The organism is Bacteroides sp. MSK.20.12, from assembly GCF_019052435.1.
Lineage (GTDB): Bacteria > Bacteroidota > Bacteroidia > Bacteroidales > Bacteroidaceae > Bacteroides > Bacteroides xylanisolvens.
Window position 1 is genome coordinate 49,079 of record NZ_JAHQVH010000010.1, and the last position, 22,090, is coordinate 71,168.

10 protein-coding genes are annotated in these 22,090 nt (G+C 37.6%); all 10 read left to right on the forward strand.

What is annotated here, in order from left to right; genetic code table 11:
• The first annotated feature begins 13 nt into the window (after positions 1 to 13).
• The gene (locus KTR06_RS07670) at positions 14 to 2,689 is read left to right on the forward strand and encodes a family 78 glycoside hydrolase catalytic domain (RefSeq protein ID WP_118407834.1); all 2,676 of its coding nucleotides are present in this window, start codon (positions 14 to 16) and stop codon (positions 2,687 to 2,689) included.
• A 951-nt stretch (positions 2,690 to 3,640) separates the two neighbouring features.
• Positions 3,641 to 6,796: a glycosyl hydrolase gene (locus tag KTR06_RS07675; protein ID WP_217290163.1), complete on the forward strand. Its 3,156-nt coding sequence runs from the start codon at positions 3,641 to 3,643 to the stop codon at positions 6,794 to 6,796.
• Positions 6,797 to 7,060: 264 nt separating this feature from the next.
• Complete coding sequence (locus tag KTR06_RS07680; protein ID WP_118407807.1) at positions 7,061 to 8,914, forward strand: RagB/SusD family nutrient uptake outer membrane protein; 1,854 nt, start codon at positions 7,061 to 7,063, stop codon at positions 8,912 to 8,914.
• A 20-nt stretch (positions 8,915 to 8,934) separates the two neighbouring features.
• Positions 8,935 to 9,390 carry a DUF5004 domain-containing protein gene (locus tag KTR06_RS07685; protein WP_254306405.1) on the forward strand — a complete coding sequence of 152 codons (456 nt, stop codon included), beginning with the start codon at positions 8,935 to 8,937 and terminating at the stop codon, positions 9,388 to 9,390.
• A gap of 17 nt (positions 9,391 to 9,407) precedes the next feature.
• The gene (locus KTR06_RS07690; protein WP_118407809.1) at positions 9,408 to 10,475 is read left to right on the forward strand and encodes a DUF4961 domain-containing protein; all 1,068 of its coding nucleotides are present in this window, start codon (positions 9,408 to 9,410) and stop codon (positions 10,473 to 10,475) included.
• A 53-nt stretch (positions 10,476 to 10,528) separates the two neighbouring features.
• Positions 10,529 to 13,651, forward strand: a complete 3,123-nt coding sequence (locus KTR06_RS07695) for a SusC/RagA family TonB-linked outer membrane protein (RefSeq protein WP_118407810.1) — start codon at positions 10,529 to 10,531, stop codon at positions 13,649 to 13,651.
• 11 nt (positions 13,652 to 13,662) lie between these two features.
• On the forward strand, positions 13,663 to 15,426 hold the full coding sequence (locus KTR06_RS07700; RefSeq protein ID WP_182425121.1) for a RagB/SusD family nutrient uptake outer membrane protein: 1,764 nt from the start codon (positions 13,663 to 13,665) through the stop codon (positions 15,424 to 15,426).
• A 6-nt stretch (positions 15,427 to 15,432) separates the two neighbouring features.
• Positions 15,433 to 18,522, forward strand: coding sequence for a TonB-dependent receptor (locus KTR06_RS07705; RefSeq protein ID WP_118407812.1), 3,090 nt, complete (start codon positions 15,433 to 15,435; stop codon positions 18,520 to 18,522).
• 22 nt (positions 18,523 to 18,544) lie between these two features.
• A complete protein-coding gene (locus KTR06_RS07710) occupies positions 18,545 to 19,870 on the forward strand; it encodes a DUF5005 domain-containing protein (RefSeq protein ID WP_118407813.1) in 1,326 nt (441 codons plus the stop codon).
• A 210-nt stretch (positions 19,871 to 20,080) separates the two neighbouring features.
• The gene (locus KTR06_RS07715) at positions 20,081 to 22,069 is read left to right on the forward strand and encodes a sialate O-acetylesterase (RefSeq protein ID WP_120067182.1); all 1,989 of its coding nucleotides are present in this window, start codon (positions 20,081 to 20,083) and stop codon (positions 22,067 to 22,069) included.
• The last annotated feature ends 21 nt before the right edge of the window (positions 22,070 to 22,090 follow it).

Sequence of the window (22,090 nt, forward strand, 5' to 3'; positions counted from 1 at the left end):
TATGAAATATGATATGAATAGTATGAAACGGTTATTGTGTTTGGTTGGTTGTTTCTGTTGGCTGTCAGTGATAGTGTATGGAAATAAGAAAACATCATCATTTTATTTGTCGGAATTAAAATGTGAAAATCTAATTGAACCTTTGGGGATTGATAATGTGACTCCTCACTTCAGTTGGAAGTTAAAGGGGAACGGCTGGAAAGGCGGGCAAACTTATTATGAAATACAGGTAGCTTCGGATAGTATTTTGTTGGTGCAGGACAAAGCTGATTTATGGAATACCGGAAAATTGAAATCCAATACTTCGGTTATGGTACCTTATCAGGGAAAAGCTTTAACTTCTCGTTCTTTGTGTTATTGGCGGGTACGCGTTTGGGATGATAAAAAACAAATTTCTTCATGGAGTCCTGTTGCCCGTTTTGGAGTTGGTATCTTGAATAAATCACAGATGCAAGGAGAATATATAGGGGCTTCTGTTGAAGGTGGTAAGATTTGTGCTCCTATTCTTCGCAAGAAAGTGAAATTGACTCAGGGAGAGACTTCTTTCCTGCATGTAAATACGTTAGGTTATCACGAAATTTATATCAATGGGAGAAAGGTTGGGGAGGACGTTCTGACCCCTGCTGTATCACATTTATCTAAACGTTCACTAATTGTTACTTATGATATTACTCCTTATTTAAGAGAAGGAGAAAATGATCTGCTTATCTGGCTGGGACAAGGTTGGTATAAAACGACGACTTTCGGAACAGCTTATGAAGGTCCGCTGGTAAAAGCAGAATTGGATGTGTTGAGAAATGGTAAATGGGAAGTCGTAACGAAGACAGACGGAGCATGGTACGGACGTGAAAGTGGCTATTCGGATACAGGTACTTGGCGTGCTTTGCAGTTTGGAGGTGAGAGGGTGGATGGAAGGATTCTTTCGCGAGATCTTTCAACACAGGCTTTAGACAAAATGAAATGGACTCCTGTTGTGAAAGTGAATGTTCCCGATCATATCGCTTCCCCTCAAATGTGTGAGGTAAACAAGATACATCAGATTTTGCAGGCTGTGTCTGTAAAGAAGCTGGGTGAAAGTCTCTGGCTGGTAGATATGGGGAAGGTTCAGACCGGATGGTTTGAGATGCAAATGCCTATATTGCCGGCGGGTCATGAAGTTATTATGGAATATAGTGATAATTTGACGAAAGACGGTGAATTTGACAAGCAAGGTGAAAGTGATATTTATATATCTGGTGGTAAGCAAGGAGAATACTTCAGAAATAAATTCAATCATCACGCTTTTCGATATGTGCGCATCTCCAATCTTCCTCAGAAACCGGAAACAGGTGCAATGAAATCTCTGCAAATTTATGGAGATTATAAACAGACCGCAACTTTTGAATGTTCGGATGCCGACTTGAATGCTATTCACCAAATGATTCAGTATACGATGAAATGTCTGACTTTTAGTGGATATATGGTAGACTGTCCGCATTTGGAACGTGCAGGATATGGTGGTGATGGAAACTCCTCAACGATGTCTTTGCAAACGATGTACGATGTAGCTCCAACATTTGAAAACTGGGTGCAAACATGGGGAGACTCCATGCGTGAAGGAGGAAGTTTGCCGCATGTTGGTCCTAATCCGGGTGCCGGTGGCGGCGGTCCGTATTGGTGCGGATTCTTTGTACAGGCTCCCTGGAGAACGTATGTCAACTATAATGATCCCCGCTTGATTGAGAAATATTATTCTCAAATGAAAGAGTGGTTTAAGTATGTTGATAAATATACAGTAGATGGTTTGCTGAAACGTTGGCCCGATACCAAATACCGTGACTGGTATTTGGGTGACTGGCTGGCACCCATGGGAGTAGATGCAGGTAATCAGGCTTCAGTGGATTTGGTAAGTAACTGTTTTATCAGCGAATGCTTGAGCACTATGTATAAGACAGCCTTAACATTAGGAAACAAAGAAGAGGCGGAAGAGTTTGTTATGCGTAGAGAAAAACTCAACAAGTTGATTCATCGGACGTTCTACCGTGCGGATAAAGGAATCTATTCTACCGGCTCACAATTGGATATGTGCTATCCTATGTTAGTAGGGGTTGTGCCTGATTCTTTATACAATAAAGTGAAAAAGAATGTCATTGCCATGACTGAAGAAAAATATAAAGGACATATTGCTGTTGGTTTGGTTGGAGTACCTATTTTGACAGAATGGGCTGTTCGGAATAAACAAGTGGATTTCTTCTATCAAATGATGAAGAAACGTGATTATCCCGGTTATCTATATATGATTGACCATGGTGCGACAGCGACTTGGGAATATTGGAGCGGAGAACGAAGTCGTGTGCACAATTGTTACAATGGAATTGGTACTTGGTTTTATCAGGCTGTAGGAGGAATACGTCTTGACGAGGCTAACCCTGGATATCGTCACTTCTATGTTGATCCTCAAATTCCAAACGGTGTGACCTGGGTAAAAGTAACGAAAGAATCACCTTATGGCACAATTGCTGTTAATTGGAAGTTGAAAGATGATAATCAGTTGAATCTTCAATTGACAGTTCCTGCCGGAACAACAGCTACAGTTTGCATCCCTAATAATGCTGTCTCATGTAAAAAGAATAAGAAGAAAGTGAGCGTTAAGGAACAGACTGTTGATGTAGAAGCAGGGCATTATGATTTTCTATTTAATTTGAAATAGATACCCTACTAGAGTGTATTTATGATTTTCATTTCTCATATTCTCATTCATTAATCATAAATAGCAGAAAACTAATAGAATAGACTATGAGAAATGATTTCTAAGACGGCATTTCTCATAGTTTTTCCGTCAAATACCCCGTATTTTACCTTGTTTCTCATACTTGTTGGATTCATTTCTCATAGTGTTTTTCCAATCAACCTATACAAGAATAAAGAAACAACTAGTCAACCATTATCAGGGAAGTACATATTCTCCTTGTCCCATATATTGTGGGAAAGTATTCCCTACTAGTAGGGAAAAGATTCTCTTATTTTGTGGGAATAAATTCTCATAATATTAGGGAACATTTTCCCATAATATATGGGACAATCGGAACTACAGTTTATCTTCAACCAGAAAAAAGGAGAAGTATAGTATTTAACTATGAGAAACACTCTGAAATACTATGAGAATAAGGTGAATTTTAAGCTAAAATAGAAGGTGTATTATGAGAAATGCCGTCTTAGAAAGTATTTCTCATAAGCTATTTATTTGATTATTTGCTGTTTATCAGTTACCTATGAGAATATGAGAAATGAAAATGAAAAATCTTCTCTAGAGGCTGCTGAATTTTTTATTGATACATTTAAAAATGCACCGTAATAAACTAATTTATCATTTAATTTAAGTCTGTACAGAAACAAAATTAATTTTAGGAAAATTGTCTTGTGAATGGACTTGAAGTTAATCGCTTTGATTATTATTTTTATATGATTCTTTTTAAATTTCTCTTTAGTGGTTTCTTAAATTTCAAGCGTTCATAGTATAAAGTTCAATAGATATAGGTAAAAAGTTAGGATTGGTGTTTGAAATTCCACAATATTCCTCCGGTCTATATATTATCTTTTTATTAATTGGCTGGAGGAGTTGCTGGAAGTTTCGTTTGACTAAAGTGAAAAATATGATATTATGAAAAATGTTTTAGTAATGATTACGTGTGCCTTGATTTGTTTTTTGTCAGCGTGCTCGAATGTAAAAGGTGTACCTTCTATAGTAACTATTGAAAAAGGCTTTCGGGAAATTCCCGATAGTATCCGAGTGGGATGTTATTGGTATTGGATTTCAGATAATATCTCAAAAGAGGGAGTGATTAAAGACCTGTATGCTATGAAAAAGGCAGGGATCACCCGTGCATATATAGGAAATATTGATATAGGAGGAAATGCTTATGGAGATGTGAAGATATTTACGCCCGAATGGTGGGATGCCATACATGCAGCACTGAAAACTGCGACAGAACTGGACATAGAAATAGGAATGTTTAATAGTCCCGGGTGGAGTCAGTCGGGAGGACCGTGGGTGAAACCGGAACAGAGTATGCGTTATCTGGCAGCTACCGATACGAGGGTGAAAGGTCAGCAAACTTTTTCGTACACAGTACCAGGATATTCGGATTCTATGCAGTTAGTTCGTATTATTGCTTATCCTGTCCAAAGCGACATGTTTCAAAAAGAATGGAAAGTGCAACAGAAAGGATATGAACCCGTAGTTTTTGAAATGCATCTTGATGAACCACAGCCAATTCGTAGTTTCATTTTTGCTACAAACAATTATGTCTGGACGGAAGCGGAGCTCCAAGCTAAAGTCGGTGATGCTTATAAAACGATCCGGAAGTTTGAGATAGACCGTACTAATGGTATGCGTTCTGTCGGATTTTTCACCAATGCTCCGGTTGTTCTTTCTCTTCCTGCAACGGAATCTGCGGACTTTCGTTTATTGTTGGATAAGCCAATTAATTCTTATGGGGATGTAGAGGCCACGGTCACTCTTTCTTCCGCAAGAACGGTAGAACGATATCCGGAACAATCTTTGGCGAAGATGTATCAACGTCCCGATCCTAAATGGGATTCATATATGTGGACTAATCAGGATTGGTATAACGATTCGGAGGGCTTTGTGATACCACAGGATAAAGTAATAGATTTGACTGCTTTTCTTTCTTCAGATGGGACTTTGACTTGGAATGTACCGGAAGGTGACTGGATTATTTCCTGTTTGGAAATGAAAACGACAGGTGTGACAAATACACCTGCCACACCTGAAGCTACCGGACTTGAAGTGGATAAAATGAGTAAGCAACATGTCAACGCACACTTTGATGCTTATATGGGTGAAATTCTTCGCCGTATACCTGAAGCTGATCGTAAGAGCCTGAAAATAGCAGTGCAAGACAGTTATGAGACGGGTAGCCAAAATTGGACGGATGATATGCTGGAGCGCTTCAAGAAAGCTTATGGATATGATCCACTTCCTTATCTACCTACTCTCTATGGTAAAGTAGTAGGGAATGAAGATATGTCTTCTCGTTTTCTTTGGGATCTGCGCCGTCTGATTGCAGATGGAGTTTCATACGATTATGTAGGTGGATTGAGAGATATTTGTCATCAACATGGACTCACAACTTGGTTGGAAAATTATGGGCATTGGGGATTTCCGGGAGAGTTCTTGCAATATGGCGGTCAATCTGATGAGATTAGTGGTGAATTTTGGAGCTTTGGGGATTTGGGGCTAATTGAAAATCGTTGTGCTTCCTCTTGTGGGCATATTTACGGTAAAAAGCGTATTTGGGCAGAATCATGTACAAGTGGAGGACCTAATTTCACCCATTATCCGGGCAATATGAAAGCACGTATTGATCGTTTTTTCGCTGAAGGTATCAATGCTTCACTACTCCATTTGTATATTCACCAACCTTATGAAGATCGTAATCCCGGTGTGAGTGCTTGGTTTGGAAATGATTTTCATCGTAAAAACACTTGGTTTAGTCAAATGGATTTATTTACAGACTATCTGCGGAGGTCGAACTTCCTTTTACAGCAAGGTACTTATGTGGCGGATGTCGCTTATTTCATCGGTGAAGATGCTCCCAAAATGACAGGTTCAATAGATCCTCAATTACCAAAAGGATATTCTTTTGACTTTATTAATGCCGAGGTTCTTTTAACGAGGGCTATCGTTAAAGATGGTTGTTTGACCCTGCCTGATGGAATGAAGTACCGTTTACTGGTATTGCCAAATCAAAAATCAATGCGCCCCGAAGTACTGAGAAAGATTAGTGAATTGGTACACGATGGCTTGGCTGTTTATGGTGATGCTCCTGAATATTCTCCTAGCCTGTCCGGCTATCCTGAAGCAGATAAGGAAGTATCACATATTGGTACAGAATTGTTTGCTAACGATCATTATGGAAAAGGAAGAGTGTTTCAACGGGGTATTATTTTACAAGATGTGTTGGATACACTGAATATACATCCTGATTTTAGGTGTGAAAAAGATATGCCAATTTTGTTTATACATCGAACTTTACTGGATGCGGAAATTTATTTTGTGTCCAATCAGCATAATGAGAAAGTGGTTTTTAACGGAGAATTTCGTGTGTCGCAGGAATTCTCTCCGGAACTTTGGAATCCTGTAACAGGAGAGATTCGTTATTTACCAGATTTTAAAAGTAAAAAAGGCTATATATCTTTACCTGTTGAGTTGGAAAGAAATGAAAGCGCCTTTATTGTTTTTCGCAAGACTAACAAAGTAACAGAAAAGAAAGATAATTTTCCGCAGAAAGCAATAGTTTATAAGATAGATACCCCTTGGAAGATCACATTTGAAGCAGGTAAACATGGACCGAAGACACCGGTAGTTTGGTCTCAATTGAAAGATTGGATGAATTCAGAGAATGACAGTATAAAATACTTTTCCGGACAGGCTGTTTATGAAACGACTTTCACATTGGAAAAACTTCCGCAGAAGAGCTTGTATATTGATTTGAGTAATGTAATGGTAATGGCAAAAGTGACACTGAACGGGCAATATGTAGGTGGAGTATGGACTTTCCCATATCGTCTGAATGTGACAGAATATCTGAAGAAGGGTGATAATACATTAGAAGTAACAGTAGTCAACAATTGGCAGAACCGTCTTATCGGTGATCAACATCTTCCAGAAGATCAACGTATGACATGGACGACAATCAATCCATGGAAGGCTGATTCGCCTTTGCAGTCTTCAGGATTGCTTGGTCCGGTGGAAATACATACTTTCGATTATGAAATAGTTAAGCTCGAATGAACTGTTTTTTATCCTTATATGTGGTATTTTCATTTATAACCATTCTTTGTCTAAATATTGGTTTTCAAGATATTCCTGAAGTACATATTTAATAAAGAGATATTGTATACTACAAAAAAGCAATGTTGTTTAGTGGTGTATTGTTTTTTAATCGTCTTAATAATAAAGTAGATAAATGTAATCTAATAAAAAAAAACTAATAATAATGAATATTACTGTTCACAGAGTTTATAAACGATTTATTAACCGCTATTTCTATCGTATATGAAAAGCTTGTTTTATTTATTCTTACCTATTGTAGGTGTATGGTTGTTTTCATCTTGTGCAAATTTAGAGCAGGTTGAAACAACAGATCTTGATCGGGAATCTGTTTTTGCAGATAGTGCATATACAGCAGGATTCCTTTCTCAAATTTATGTAGATGTTGGTTATGATGTTAAGCCCAATCGATACACTACTAATGCTTTTGGGGTAACAAAAGAACATGGGGGCTTACAGACTGCTTGTGACGAGGCTGCTTATAAAGTAGTCTCTGATGTTACTAATGATGTGATGTTTGCAACAGGGACTATTAATTCACTTAATGTATTGGAAGATGATGTTTGGAAGAAAGCATATACTAATATACGAAGGGTGAATTTATTTATGAAGTATGTGGATGGTGCTCCGTTACTTGAATCCACTAAGATTCAATATAAAGCGGAAGCACGTTTCTTGCGTGCGTGGTATTATGCAATGATGTTGCGTCATTATGGTGGAGTACCTTTGCTTGGTGATACCATATATGAAGTGGCGGATGATATGAAAACAAAGCGTGACACATATGCTGATTGTGTGAAATATATTGTAGAGGAATGTGAGTTGGCTGCAAAAGATTTGCCTGTTGTATTTAGCGGTATAAATAATGGACGCGCTACGGCTGGTGCATGTAAAGGGTTGATTTCTCGTATTCGTTTATATGAAGCTAGTAAATTATTCAATGGTAGTGATTTTGGTATATCTACTAATTGTCCAAAAGAGTTGATCGGTCATCCTGATTATGATAAAGAACGTTGGAAGGCAGCTGTTGATGCAGCTCTTGATGTGATAAAGCTAAATCGTTATGCTATTTACACACGCCATATAGAAGCTGATGGGTACAATCCCGGAAGAACAGAACCAGGATGGGGATTTTATGCAATCTTTCATAATAATGACTTTGGTAAGGTGCCGGATGGGGCCTATGTGACGTATTCAAATGGATCGTATTGTGAAATGATATTTGAATGCAGGCCAGGGGAAGGCAATCAACGTGAGGCATTGTTTGGTCCTCCTACGTGTGGTGGTAATGGTAATGGAGGTTATATTTATCACGATTTGGTAGAACAGTTTCCGATGAAGGATGGAAAGAAAATAGGAAAGAGCGATAAATATCCTTATGATCCCATGAAACCAGCAGAAGGACGTGACCCACGTTTTGCTAATACTGTTGTTTGGAATGGTAGTGTAATGATGAGTGGAGGTGATAAAGATCACGTCGTCTATACTCATAAGGGGGTGGGATCGACTACTGATGCTTTTGGAAGTGGTACGCCGACCGGATATTATATTCGGAAATTTAGTCATCGCCAATTAGCGGGAAATTGGTTTGTAGGTACTTCACAGGCGTTTGACTTGATTCGCTATGCTGAAATCCTATTGAATTATGCAGAAGCAGTCAACGAATATTATGGGCCTGATCATAAAGATATTTTAGGAGAACAAATTATAAGTCCGTATGAAGTATTGAAAGTACTTCGTGAACGTGCTGGTATCGATGCTGGAGATGACGGTAGGTATGGATTGGAAGAGGGCGTAGAAACAGATTACCAAAAAATGAAAGACGCTATTCGTTTGGAACGTCGTATTGAGCTGGCTTTTGAGGGACATCGTTTCTTTGATGTGCGTCGTTGGATGATTGCTGAAGAAACTGAAAATATGCAAATGCACGGATTCGAAATTACCAAAAATATAACAGAAAAAGGCAAGGTGGTTCCGGTACGTAAACATACTTTCCGTAAAGCGATGTACTTCTTTCCTATTCCTTATAAAGAAACGGTGAAATCTGAAGATTTGATACAAAATCCTTATTATGAATAATTTAAGAAATAAAGTATAGTATGAAATTAAATGTGCGATTTATAATGGGGGCTTTTCTTACATTAACAGTAATTGTTAGCTCTTGCAATACGTTTAAAGACGAAATAACCCCTGAAAATTATTCAGAAGTAGTTAAAAATATAAATGCCAACTGGCAATTATCGGCTGTTTCTCGAAATGGAGTAGACATTACGGACATGATGGATTTTACACGTTTCCATATTGTGCTGAATGAAGATAATACATACGAACTAGAAAACTATTTACCTTTTATCGTAAAAGGTAATGGTAGCTGGAGTGTGGATGATCCTATATATCCGTTCCATCTTTTTTTTAAAGAAAATGGGACAGAGAGGGAAATAAAGACGCTAATTGGGTTTCGAACAGTAAATGGAAAACGTCAGATGACCATCACTTTGAGTCCGGGGTGTCATACAAATAAGTATATCTATACTTTTAAGCAAGTAACAGAATAACGTTTTAAAGTAATTTTATGAAAATGAATATCAAAAAAAATAGGATTGCTTGGGTAAGCAGTAGCATTCTGATGGCGCTTGTTGTAGTCGGATGTGTTTATCTTGATAAGGTTAATATCAACCAAGGTACAGAAGAGAATCCCATTTATTGGGCAAAAGCAGGAGAAATTGCAACTTTTACTATTGATGGACATATCGAATGTGCAGAAAATCAAACGAGAAAATTTCTTATGGCAATCTTGGTCCCGAAAAGTTGGAATGCACGTGAGAATACAACTGTGACTTATACGGCTACTGGTAAGGAAGATGGAGTAACTTTGTTTTCCATGTCACCTGTTGATCCTCAATTAGTACCTAAAAATGTGGATGTACCTTGGTCGGAAGTATTAAGGGCTGAATATGGTGTGGGTACCAATGTATTGAACGATATGGAATGGGTAGCCTTTAGTACGAATAAGATCTATACGATGCTTGAGCATGAGGACGCTACTTTCAAAATAACTTTGAAATGTAAAACCGGACCTAAAAATCTCCGTTTTAAACCTGCTTTCTTTATTAATTTTGCGGAAGACGACTTTCCTGCGAATGATGAACACGGTATGAAATATAAGAAATATGTATCTAGTAATGATTGCTTCGAAGTGGTAGAAGGAGTAGGTGAAGTAACTGATTTCTGTGCTTTTCACTATAATAAAGTTGAACCACTAGCAGCATTACAAGATGACTTTGTGACATTCACTTTCCTAGGTGATACATATGACAATAAACTTAAGGAGGCTGATGCTGTCTATCTGGAAGCTATAGCATATACGGATAATGGCAATGCGTATGAAGTAAAAGAAAAGAATGCAAAAACGTTGATGCCTAAGGAAGACAGTATTCTTAGTAATATCTTTAACTTAACAATTTGGCCGGCAGAATATTTTGGAATTCAAGAGGGGGAAACCATCACCCGTATTGAGTACATCTTTACAAATGAGGACGGTACGCTTAGCATTACGGGTACTGATGATAAAATAGCTGCAGAAGGGGGAGAGGTAGAAGGTGAAAAAGAACCTTTTATTTGCGAACTTGCCTGTGAATAAAGACATCAAGCGTTTGTTCTTTTTATTAATATTAAAAAAGATAGATAAATTGTATGTATAATATAGTAACTAAAATAAGTAGACGGTTTTATTTTGTATTGCTTGCTATGAGTATGCTTTGGGGAATGATGTCTCCGAAAGTATTTGCGCAGGAAGTAGGTGGTGCTAATATTACTGGTAAGGTGGTTGACCAATACGGTAATCCAGTTCCGGATGTAACGATCACCATAAAGAATAGTGATTTTAAAGTTATAACAGGGATTGATGGGGCTTTTACATTTCAAATGAAAAAAGGAGATGTATTGCGTTTGTCACATCCGGAGTTCATTCACAAAGAAGTTAAGGTTAATAAGTTGAAGAATACTGAGCGTGTATTCAAGGTAACATTAAATGAACAGTTTATAAAAAATAAAGAAACTATTAGTGGACCTTATGAACCTAAAAATAAGAAAAACTATTTAGGATCTGCTGCTACTGTGTATACGGACGAGTTATCGTCTATGATGGGGACAACTATCTTACCGGCTCTGCAAGGTCGTATGGCTGGTTTGAATGTTAGTCAATATGCAGGAGCTCGTGCACATCAGATTGCTGCTAATTCAAGAAATGATTTGATTGGTGCTATACCTCTGTTTGGTCAGGGATTTTATAGTGACAACACTGAATTCAGCGTCGGTTCACGTGGCAATGCTCCGGTAGTAGTTGTTGATGGTATCCAAAGAGAACTATATTCACTTGACCCGGAAGCTATCGAATCGGTATCTGTACAGAAAGATGCGTTGTCATCAATGTTTTTGGGCATGCGTAGTTCGCGTGGAACTTTACTGATTACAACTAAAGAACCGATTAAAGAAGGTTTTCAATTGTCTTTTACGGGACGTTTTGGTGTACAGAGTGCGTTAAAAACTCCTAAGCCTCTATCAGCATATCAATATGCATATTTGTTGAATGAAGCATTACAAAATGACGGAAAGGATCCGCTTTATTCATACGATGACTTTAATAAGTTTCGTACACACTCTAATCCATACACGCATCCTGATATAAATTGGTTCGATGAAATATTGAACAAAAATGCTATTACACAAGCTTATAATCTAAATGTGACAGGAGGTAATAAGGTTACACAATATTTTGTCAGTGTAGGTTATCAGGGTGAAAAAGGGTTGTTTGCAAATCCCACAGATAATGATGCTCATGATACGAATTTATCATATTCACGTTATATGATTTCTTCGAAGGTGAACATCAATATTACTGATGATTTTACAGCAAAAGTAACTTTACTTGGTCGTGTAGAAGATGGTAATCAACCTGGCGTATCTTATGGGAATTTATTAAATTCTATTTATAATACTCCTAATAATGCTTATCCTATTAAAAACCCAAATGGAACGTGGGGAGGGAATAAAACGTTTGACAATAACCTGATGTCTCAGTCGATTAATTCAGGTTATATCAAGGATAGCGCGAGAGATATGGTAGGAGGCATTAACTTGAAATATGATTTTGGCAAATTAGTGGAAGGTCTGTCAGTTCGTATGGTGGGTAATGTTTCTATTCAGAACCGTTCGTATGTTCAAAGAAGCAAACGTGCTCCGGTATATGCTTATGGATTTGATAAAGAAGGGAAAGAATTTTATACTCTACATGGGGCCACAAATACACAATCTAATTTCTTTAATTCAGTGACTAGTTATCAGCAGATGTATGGTCAGATTGCTGTCGACTACAATCGGCGCTTTGGAAAACATGGAGTAAAAGCTACTTTAATGAGTGACACTCGTCAAACATTGGTCAACTATGATTTACCTCAGTTACCTTCCAATATAATAGGTGATGTGGCTTATGATTATGCAGAGAAGTATTTTGTACAGGCTGCTTTGAGTGAAAGCTATTTCAATCGTTATGCGCCAGGTAACCGTTGGGGAACTTTCTACGCGTTTGGCCTTGGTTGGGATATAAGCAAAGAAAATTTTATGGAAGATGCTAATTGGCTAGATCAGTTAAAAATACGTGGAATATTTGGTAAGACAGGTAATGGTATGGATAACTCTGGTTATTATGGATATCGACAAACTTTTTCTAGCAATGTGGCAGCTGGTTACCCAATGGGAACAAATCTGGGCATGGGGAATCTTACAACAGAAAATACCCCGTTAGCTAATCCCTACTTGACATGGGAAAAAGCGTATAAGTTGAATGTAGGAGTTGATTTGTCATTATTTAATAACCGTTTAAAACTGACTGCAGATTATTATAATGATAAATATTTTGATTTGCTCCAAAGCAGAGGTAAAAGTATCCAGTTAATTGGACAGTATTATCCGGCAGAAAATATAGGTAAGGTACGTCGTTTTGGTGGAGAACTCTCGTTGACTTATCAAGACCGTGTGAGTAATTTCAATTATTATATTTCTGCTAACTGGAGTTGTGATCAAAGTAAATTGCTCTATATGGACGAACAGTATGTTCCGGAAGAATATCTACGTCAAACAGGTCGTCCTGTAGGAGTAATGTACGGATTGGTAGCCGATGGATTCTTTACTTCCAAAGAAGAAATAGAAAATAGTCCGGTTATCGAAGGTTTTAAAAATATTCAGCCGGGTGATATCAAATACAAAGATTTGAATGGTGATAAAGTGATTAATGAGTTTGATCGTACTGTAATTGGTGGTGATAAACCGTATTCCTATTTTGGAATTAATTTGGGTTTTGAGTGGAAAGGACTAGAGTTCTCTATGCTTTGGCAAGGAGCTTATAACCGTGATTATTATTTAGGTGATGTGACTTTGACCGAGGGTTTCCAACAAAATGGTCAATTTTATGGTCAGGCTTATGAAAATATGTTGGGGAGATGGACTCCGGAAACAGCTGAAACTGCTACGTTCCCAAGACTGACGGCTGGTGGAAATAATTATAATCGTGGTAATGGCTGGAACTCCTCTTTCTGGTTACGTTCCGGAAACTATATCCGTTTGAAAAATATCAGTTTGGGATATAACTTGCCCGATTCATTTTGCCGTAACAATTTAGGTGGCTTGCGTGTGAAATTATTTGTCAATGGACAGAACTTGTTTACAAAGTCTGCGTGCGATTTAGTTGACCCGGAAGTTAGTTTCACAAGCTATCCGTTACAACGTTGCATTAGTACAGGTATTAATATCAGATTTTAATGAATTATTGTATGGTACGAAATAAATATTTAACATTTTTGTGTGCAGGCTTGTTGTTCATGGCTTCGGCTTGTAACGATGGATATGAAAAAGAACCGGTGGAACAATTTACGCTTGATTATTTGTTTTCCAGAGTCGATTCGGCTGGAGTACAATCCAGACGATTTCTGAACAATATCTATTATGAACATTTATATAGTGGATACAACCGGGTAGATGGTGATTTTTTGGATGCAGCCTCGGATGATGCTGTCTCTGTCAATAATAATGATCCAGCTGTCTATAAATTGCTAATGGGACGCTATTCGGCATTAACTCGTGTGACAGATATGGAATGGGGTGAATATTATCAAGGAATCCGTAAAGCGAATATCTTGATTAATAATATTGACGTGGTGCCTTTTAACCTGAAATATACGAATGCGTTGGGAGAGGTAAAACCGTTGAATTATACAATGAAAGCGGAAGCTCGTTTTTTGAGAGCTCACTTTTACTTTGAACTAGTGAAACGTTATGGTGGTGTTACTTTGGTGGGAGATCAAGTATACGATTTGAACGATGATATAGAGCTTCCTCGGAATACATTTGCTCAATGCGTTGATTATATTGTTCGTGAACTGGATGAAATTAAAAACGATCTTCGTTCATTACCGATGTCGGATGGTGGTGACTATGCACATGCACCTACAAAAGAAGCTTGTATGGCAATGAAAGCCAGAGTATTGTTGTATGCAGCTAGTCCGTTGTTTAATGAAAGACCTATAGAACCTGGAAATGAATTGATAGGATATGCTTCTTATGATCCGGAGCGATGGAATCTGGCGGCTCAAGCAGCCAAGGATCTGATTGAAGAGTTTGGTCCTAATGGTAAAAAGACGTTAGATTTGACAGCTGATTTCCGTAATATATCTACAGAATTTTATAGCTCAACAAATAATCCGGAATTGATTTTTTTTCGTCCTATAGGTAAAGGTAAAGGATTTGAAACAGCTAATGGACCATTGGGATTTTCTGGAAATGCATTGGGATATGGAAATACTAATCCGACACAAAATTTAGTGGAATCATTTTTAATGAAAGATGGAAAAACTCCCGGTAATAGTACAAAATATGAATATAATGAGAAGAATGATCCGTATAGAGATCGCGATCCCCGTTTAGAGTTAACAGTATTGCATCATGGTTCTTCTTGGTTGAATACGCAGCTTCAAACAAATTTCGGTGGAGCGAATAATCCTTCAGGGGCCGAATATAGCCGAACTAGTTATTATATATCTAAGTTTATGAAAGATTATAAAACGAAAAGCGAGTATGATAATGAAGCACTACACTTGTGGGTGATGTATCGATATGGAGAGGTATTGCTAAATTATGCTGAAGCGTTGAATGAATATCAGTCGACACCTTCACAAGATGTATATAATGCTATTATCGCGTTGAGGAAACGTGCGGGTATCGATGAAGATGATAATTATGGCTTAGGAGCATTAGGGGCGATAAATAAAACTGAGATGCGTAAAATTATTCAAAACGAACGACGTATTGAGATGGCTTTTGAAGAACAACGCTATTGGGATATCCGTCGTTGGAGAATAGCTGAAGAAGTTTTTGAGAAACCTCTGGAAGGTTTAAATATTCAAATTTCTGGTGCCGTAACGACTTATTATAAGATAAATGTATTGTCTACTACGTTTAATGTGAAACGTTACTTCTATCCTATTCCGTACTCGGAAGTGATAAAGAATAAAAATATGGTTCAAAACCCGAATTGGTAATATGTTATGAAAAGAATACTTTTAATATTATTAAGTATAAACCTGTTTGCGTTTGCCTTTGGACAATCGATAACAGTAAAAGGAAAGGTGTCTTCCACAGATGGTGAACTGCTTCCGGGAGTAAATGTAAAAGTGAAGGATGCGACAATTGGTACAATTACGGATTTTGACGGTAATTATCAGTTGAAGGTAAATAAAGGTGAAGTGTTGGAATTCACTTATATTGGTTTTAAGAAACTTACTGTGAAGGTTGGGAATCAGCGGGATTGGAACGTAGAGCTAACGCCAGACTTGACGAATCTTGATGAGGTAGTGGTAGTAGCTTATGGTAAAGCTAAGCGTATTACGATGACTGGAGCTGTTAGTGGTATACAAGCACGTGAAATTCGTAATGTACCGACTAGTAGTTTGCAGAATGCATTAACCGGAAAATTACCGGGCTTTTTTAGCCAACAACAATCCGGACAGCCGGGTAAAGATGCTTCTGATTTCTTTATTCGTGGTGTGAGTTCATTGAATACGGATGGTAATAAGCCATTGATTATAGTGGACGATGTTCAGTATACGTATGATCAGTTGTCTCAAATTAATGTGAATGAAATCGAAAGTATATCTATCTTGAAAGATGCTTCTACAACGGCTATCTATGGTATTAAAGGAGCTAATGGAGTATTGGTGGTGAAGACCCGAAGAGGAGAACAGGGTAAGCCTCAAATCAATGTACGTTTAGAAGGTGGTATGCAGATTCCAGTACGTACTCCGAAATTTTTAGACTCATACAATACGTCCATTTTGGTGAATGAAGCTTACGAGAATGATGGTATGCCTAGACCATTCTCAAAGGCAGATGTGATGGCTTTCAGAGATCATACAGATCCTTACGGTCATCCTGATGTAAATTGGTATGATGAGATTTTTAAGAAAAGTGCTTTTCAGGAAAATGTGAATGTGGATGTTTCCGGTGGTTCTAAAAGGCTGAAATATTTTGTTTCTGCTGGTTACTTTACGCAAGATGGTATGGTGAAAGACTTTGGGACGAAGGATAGTGGAGTGAATTCTAATTATTTCTACCGTCGTTTTAATTATCGTACTAATATAGACTTTGCTGTAACGGATAATTTGAGCATGCGCTTGGATATATCATCGCGTTTTATGAATATCAATGAGCCTTGTAATATGAATGCGACAGGGGAAATTTATGATTTTTCAAAAATGCATCCTTATTCAGCTCCAGTATTGAACCCGGATGGCTCTTATGCTTATTTGAATGATACGGAGGGGTATAGACCAACGTTGAATGCTCGTTTAGCAAATGAAGGATATAAGCGTACCCGTCGTAATGATAATAATATTCTATATGGAGCTACTTGGAAAATGGATTTTCTGACACAGGGACTTTCTGCCAATTACCGCTTGGCATATTCGAGTGTAGACGAAAATCATCGTCAGGCAAACCGATCTCAATATCCTACTTATCATTATGATTCGTCAACTAATGGATATGTAATTAATCCCAATAAAGTATATGATTATGGAACGTTTTCTGTGACTAGTGGTACGGAAAAGGCTACAAAAGATTTGAATATTCAGGCATCGCTGAACTATGCTCGCGTATTTAATGGAGGAGATCATGATGTCAGTGCTATGTTTCTGTATAATCTTCAAACTACGACAGTAGACAGGGATGGTCTTGTATCAGCAGCTGTTCCCAGTAATTTTGAGGGATATACCTTAACAATGGGATATAAGTATAAAAGCAAATATTTGATAGATCTCAATATGGCTTATAATGGAACCGATCGTTTTGGAAGGAGTAATCGTTTCGGATTCTTTCCGGCTGTAGGTATTGGTTATGCTATTTCAGAAGAAGACTTTTTTAAGAATGTAGATTGGCTGGCAGATAAAGTACAACTTTTGAAAGTTAGAGCTTCTTACGGTCTTGTTGGTTCGGATGTGGCAGCGGGCAATCGTTATTTGTATGATCAGGTATATCAGAAGGGTGATGGTTACTCTTTTGGTGATTATCCAAAACTTACTGACTCTTATAAGGAAGGTGATTTGGGAACTCCTAATGCTACTTGGGAAAAGGCGAAGAAATTTGATGTTGGTTTGGATATGAATTTTTTGAATAAATTTTCGTTTACTATTGACTACTTTTTAGATAAACGTTATGATCAATTGGTGACGAGAAATGACATTCCGCTGGTTCTTGGTATCGGATTTTCTCCCAATAATATAGCTAAGACAACCAACCAAGGGTTCGATGGTCAGATTAGTTATCAGGACCGTTTTGGTGATTTTGATTTTAATACGAATCTAGTCTTTTCTTATGCAAAGAATAGAGTCGATTATAAAGCTGAAGCTCAGCAAAAATATCCATGGTTAGCAGAGACAGGGAAACCTTTGAACCAACCTTTTGGTTATAAATGGATTGGGTATTATACTCCAGAAGATATTACAAAAATACAGTCTGGTGCTCCAGATGCTCCGGCGACTCCATATACAGATATTCCAGTACAAGCCGGTGATTTAAAATATGCCGATTTGAATAATGATGGAACAATCGATGATTATGATAAAGGAGCTATTGGTAAACCGAATTTGCCTTCTACTACTTTGGGATGGTCGTTTGGTGGTTATTGGCGAGGATTTAGCTTCAATGTATTATTTCAGGGCTCATTTGATTATAGCTTTGCTATTAATGGTACAGGTATTGAATCATTTAAGAGTCAGTTTCAGCCTATTCATACTAGCCGTTGGACATTGGAACGCTATCAAAATGGTGAAGAAATTAGTTTCCCGCGCTTGACGACCAATCCTTCTACAATTAATAGTGCTAGTACCTATATGTCTGATTTTTGGTTGATTAATGCTTGGTATATTCGCTTGAAAACTGTTGATTTGGGATATCAGCTTCCAAAGAAGATATTGCCGAAAGCTATCGATAATATTCGTTTCTATGTAAATGCTTACAATTTGCTAACATTTACAGGTTATGATAAGTATCAGCAAGACCCGGAAATAAAAACAAATACGGCTGGTGATGCATACATGAACCAACGTGTTGTGAATTTGGGTGTGCAATTGACATTCTAATTAATTGATAAAAGATATAGTTATGAATAAATATAAGATTGGAAAGTTCTTATTACTTCCTTTGTTGTGTGGAACAATTGAAGCTTGTGACAAATTTGAAGCTTTTCCTTTGGAATACAAGAATACTCCGCAAGATGATGCTGTAGAAAATGTATTAAATAATATAGACCCGGCATGGGAATTAGAACTGTTGGAACGTAATGATTATGTGGTAGCTTTTAAAGATAAGAAATATGATAAATTATTTACTCGTACTTTAGGATGGAATGGAGGGGATGGAGTGCTGACGACTCAATTGCCTGATGGAAATACCTTTTGGTCATTTAATGATAGTTTTTATGGAGTTGTAGATGGAGAAACCCGGTCACGTGATGGAAACAAGGTGAACTTCCCACGTAACACGATTATGGTACAAACACCAGGTGATAAGGAGGAGAATCTTGTTTGGTTGGCTGATTTTATCCAGACTACTGATCCTAATGCTCCACGCTATTATCAGGCACGTACTCATATTCGTCATCCGAGGGCATCCAAAACAGATGAACAGATTCAAGAAGGAGAGATTGATCAAGACTGGTTATATTGGGCTGGTGATGCTACAGTATATAATAATCAATTGCAAGTTCTTTGGAATGGGGTGGATAATACGGATGAAGAACATTTGATGAGACATGAAGGGATTTGTCTGGCTACTTATAGTTTAGAAGGTAAACCGGGTGATGAAAACTACATGAAACTCATTAGTGCAAATCATCATTTTAATGATGTTGATATTTATGGATATGGTTCTACTTTGTATGAAGATGAAGACGGACATATTTATTTGTATGGTACATATAATAATTATGATATTATAGTTGCACGTACGGCTACACATAGTTTAGATAGTCCATGGGAATATTATGTGTGTAATGAAGAAGGAGAATACTCCTGGCAAAATGCTTATCCAACGCAAGAACAAGTTGCTCTTTCAAAAATTCAAGCAGAAGATTGTAGTATGCCTTGGGTATTTAAAAAAGGAGACAGTTATTATATGGTAGCACAGGCCAAATGGTTTGGACGCGAAATGTATATTTTCAGGAGTGATAAGCCTTATGGACCTTTTGTAGATCGTAAAACTTTATTCGGATTTCCAAATACTTTGGATAAATTGGGGGTACAGACTTATGGTAATTTATATATGGTGAATTTACATCCTCATTTATCACGAGAAGGTGAATTAGTCTTTTCTACTAATACAGACCCTGCAGATGGCTTTGGAGGAAATTTTAATGCAATAGGTAGTGCAGATCTTTATCGTCCTTACTTCTATCGTGTATACAATTGGGAAATGCTTTATAAAGAATAAGTTTGATAGGCATTAATATCGTTCATTTAAGAGGATCATTTCTTGACTTTATAAACAGGAAATGGTCCTCTTAAATATTGTTAAAGATGTATTTTGGGCTATTCTCAGGTAGGCTAATTGGGAAAACTAAAAAATGGATATTAGTGGTAAATGTTCTTTTATTCGTTCTTATAATAAATATCTTGTAAATTGATAAAAGTATATTTAGGAATGAATAAGTTGTATATGTTTTCATTATTCTGGTCATTATGTGTGACTAGTGTTTCAGCGCAAGTGAACTTGCTTCCAATATTCTCGGATAACATGGTGTTGCAGCAACAAACACAAGCCCCTATATGGGGTGAGTCTAAACCCAATAAAGAGATAGAGATTATTACTTCATGGGATCAGAAGAGATATACTATCCAAGCTGATGCGCGAGGAAAGTGGAAAACAAAAGTAACCACTCCAGCAGCAGGAGGTCCTTATGATATTACAATTTCCGATGGGAAACAAGTGAAGCTTTCTAATGTGATGATTGGGGAGGTATGGGTATGTTCCGGTCAATCAAATATGGAAATGCAGGTAGAAGGTTGGGGTAAAGTAATGAACTACCAACAAGAAAAAGAAGAAGCAAATAGCTATCCAAATATTCGTTTCCTATTGATAGAAAAAGCTACAAGTCCATTGCCTGTTAGTGATATAAAAGCAGCAGGAAATGGCTGGCAAGTTTGTTCGTCAAAAAGTGTGGCAGACTTTTCAGCAGCTGGTTATTTCTTCGGACGCGATTTGCATAAATATCAGAATGTACCAATCGGACTGGTTGACACATCTTGGGGAGGTACGTATATAGAAACTTGGACGAGCAAGGAAGCGTTGGCAACAATGCCAGATATGCAAAAGAAACTGGATGTGTTGAATGAACTTCCAATAACCAAAGAAGATCGTGAAAGGAAATTTCATTCGGATCTGGAAGATTGGAAAAAGGATGTAGAGAAGATTGATAAAGGGTTTGTCAATAGTAAAGCTGTATGGGCGGCTGTAGATTTGGAAGATAGCACATGGAAAACAATGAAAGTACCTGGTTTGATGCAAGATCAAGATTTGAAAGGATTTAATGGTATTGTTTGGTTTAGGAAAACGATAGATATTCCAGCTAACTGGGCAGGTAAAGAGCTGACATTGAATGTAGGGGTAATTGATGATAATGATTTTACTTACTTTAATGGTGTGCAAGTAGGTCATACAGAAGGATGGATGGCTCCAAGAAGTTATAAAATTCCGAAAGGGTTAGTTAAGATAGGAAAGGCTGTGATTGCTGTACGGGTAATGGATACAGGCGGTACAGGAGGAATTAATGGTAGTTCGGAAAGTATTTCACTTCATCGTTCCCAATCAGATGTCATACAATTGGCTGGAGATTGGAAGTATCAGATTTCTTTGAATATTAAGGATATTCCACAGATGCCAGTTAATACTGCTAATGAACCGAATGTTCCCAGTTTTCTGTTCAATGCAATGTTGAATCCCCTAATTCCTTATGCTATTAAGGGTGCGATCTGGTATCAAGGAGAGGCTAATACAAGGCAAGCATATCAATATCGCGAATTGATGCCATTAATGATAAAAGACTGGCGGGATCGTTGGGGATATGATTTCCCATTTTATATGGTACAGTTAGCTAGTTTCACAGCTCAACAAACTGTTCCGGTAGACGCAACCTGGGCAGAGTTACGAGAAGCTCAGACAAGAACCTTGCATCTTGCAAATACAGGTATGGCTGTGACAATTGATATAGGTGATGCTTTTGATATTCATCCGAAGAACAAACAGGAAGTAGGAAGACGCTTGGCGTTAGTTGCCCGGACGCAAACCTATGGAGAAAAGATTCCTTATTCTGGTCCTATGTATGATACTTATCAGATTGAAGGTAATAAGATACGCATTTACTTTAAGCATACAGACGGGGGACTGAAAACTCAAAATAATGAAACTCTAAAAGGATTTACTATCTCTGGCGTTGATCATAAGTTTCACTGGGCTGATGCTGTGATTGATGGTAATTCCATCATCGTCTCATCTCCTGAAGTTGCTTTCCCAATAGCAGTGCGTTATGCTTGGGCAGATAATCCAATTTGTAATTTATACAATGGAGTTAACCTTCCGGCGTCCCCTTTCCGTACAGATGACTGGCAGGGTATTACTTATGGTAATAAATAGATATAGTTGTTTCGATTTGTC

Coding starts and splice junctions, on each gene's coding strand:
- KTR06_RS07700 (WP_182425121.1), top strand. CDS start 13,663: ATGGTACGAAATAAATATTTAACATTTTTGTGTGCAGGCTTGTTGTTC.
- KTR06_RS07715 (WP_120067182.1), top strand. CDS start 20,081: ATGAATAAGTTGTATATGTTTTCATTATTCTGGTCATTATGTGTGACT.
- KTR06_RS07685 (WP_254306405.1), top strand. CDS start 8,935: ATGAAATTAAATGTGCGATTTATAATGGGGGCTTTTCTTACATTAACA.
- KTR06_RS07675 (WP_217290163.1), top strand. CDS start 3,641: ATGAAAAATGTTTTAGTAATGATTACGTGTGCCTTGATTTGTTTTTTG.
- KTR06_RS07705 (WP_118407812.1), top strand. CDS start 15,433: ATGAAAAGAATACTTTTAATATTATTAAGTATAAACCTGTTTGCGTTT.
- KTR06_RS07670 (WP_118407834.1), top strand. CDS start 14: ATGAATAGTATGAAACGGTTATTGTGTTTGGTTGGTTGTTTCTGTTGG.
- KTR06_RS07710 (WP_118407813.1), top strand. CDS start 18,545: ATGAATAAATATAAGATTGGAAAGTTCTTATTACTTCCTTTGTTGTGT.
- KTR06_RS07690 (WP_118407809.1), top strand. CDS start 9,408: ATGAAAATGAATATCAAAAAAAATAGGATTGCTTGGGTAAGCAGTAGC.
- KTR06_RS07680 (WP_118407807.1), top strand. CDS start 7,061: ATGAAAAGCTTGTTTTATTTATTCTTACCTATTGTAGGTGTATGGTTG.
- KTR06_RS07695 (WP_118407810.1), top strand. CDS start 10,529: ATGTATAATATAGTAACTAAAATAAGTAGACGGTTTTATTTTGTATTG.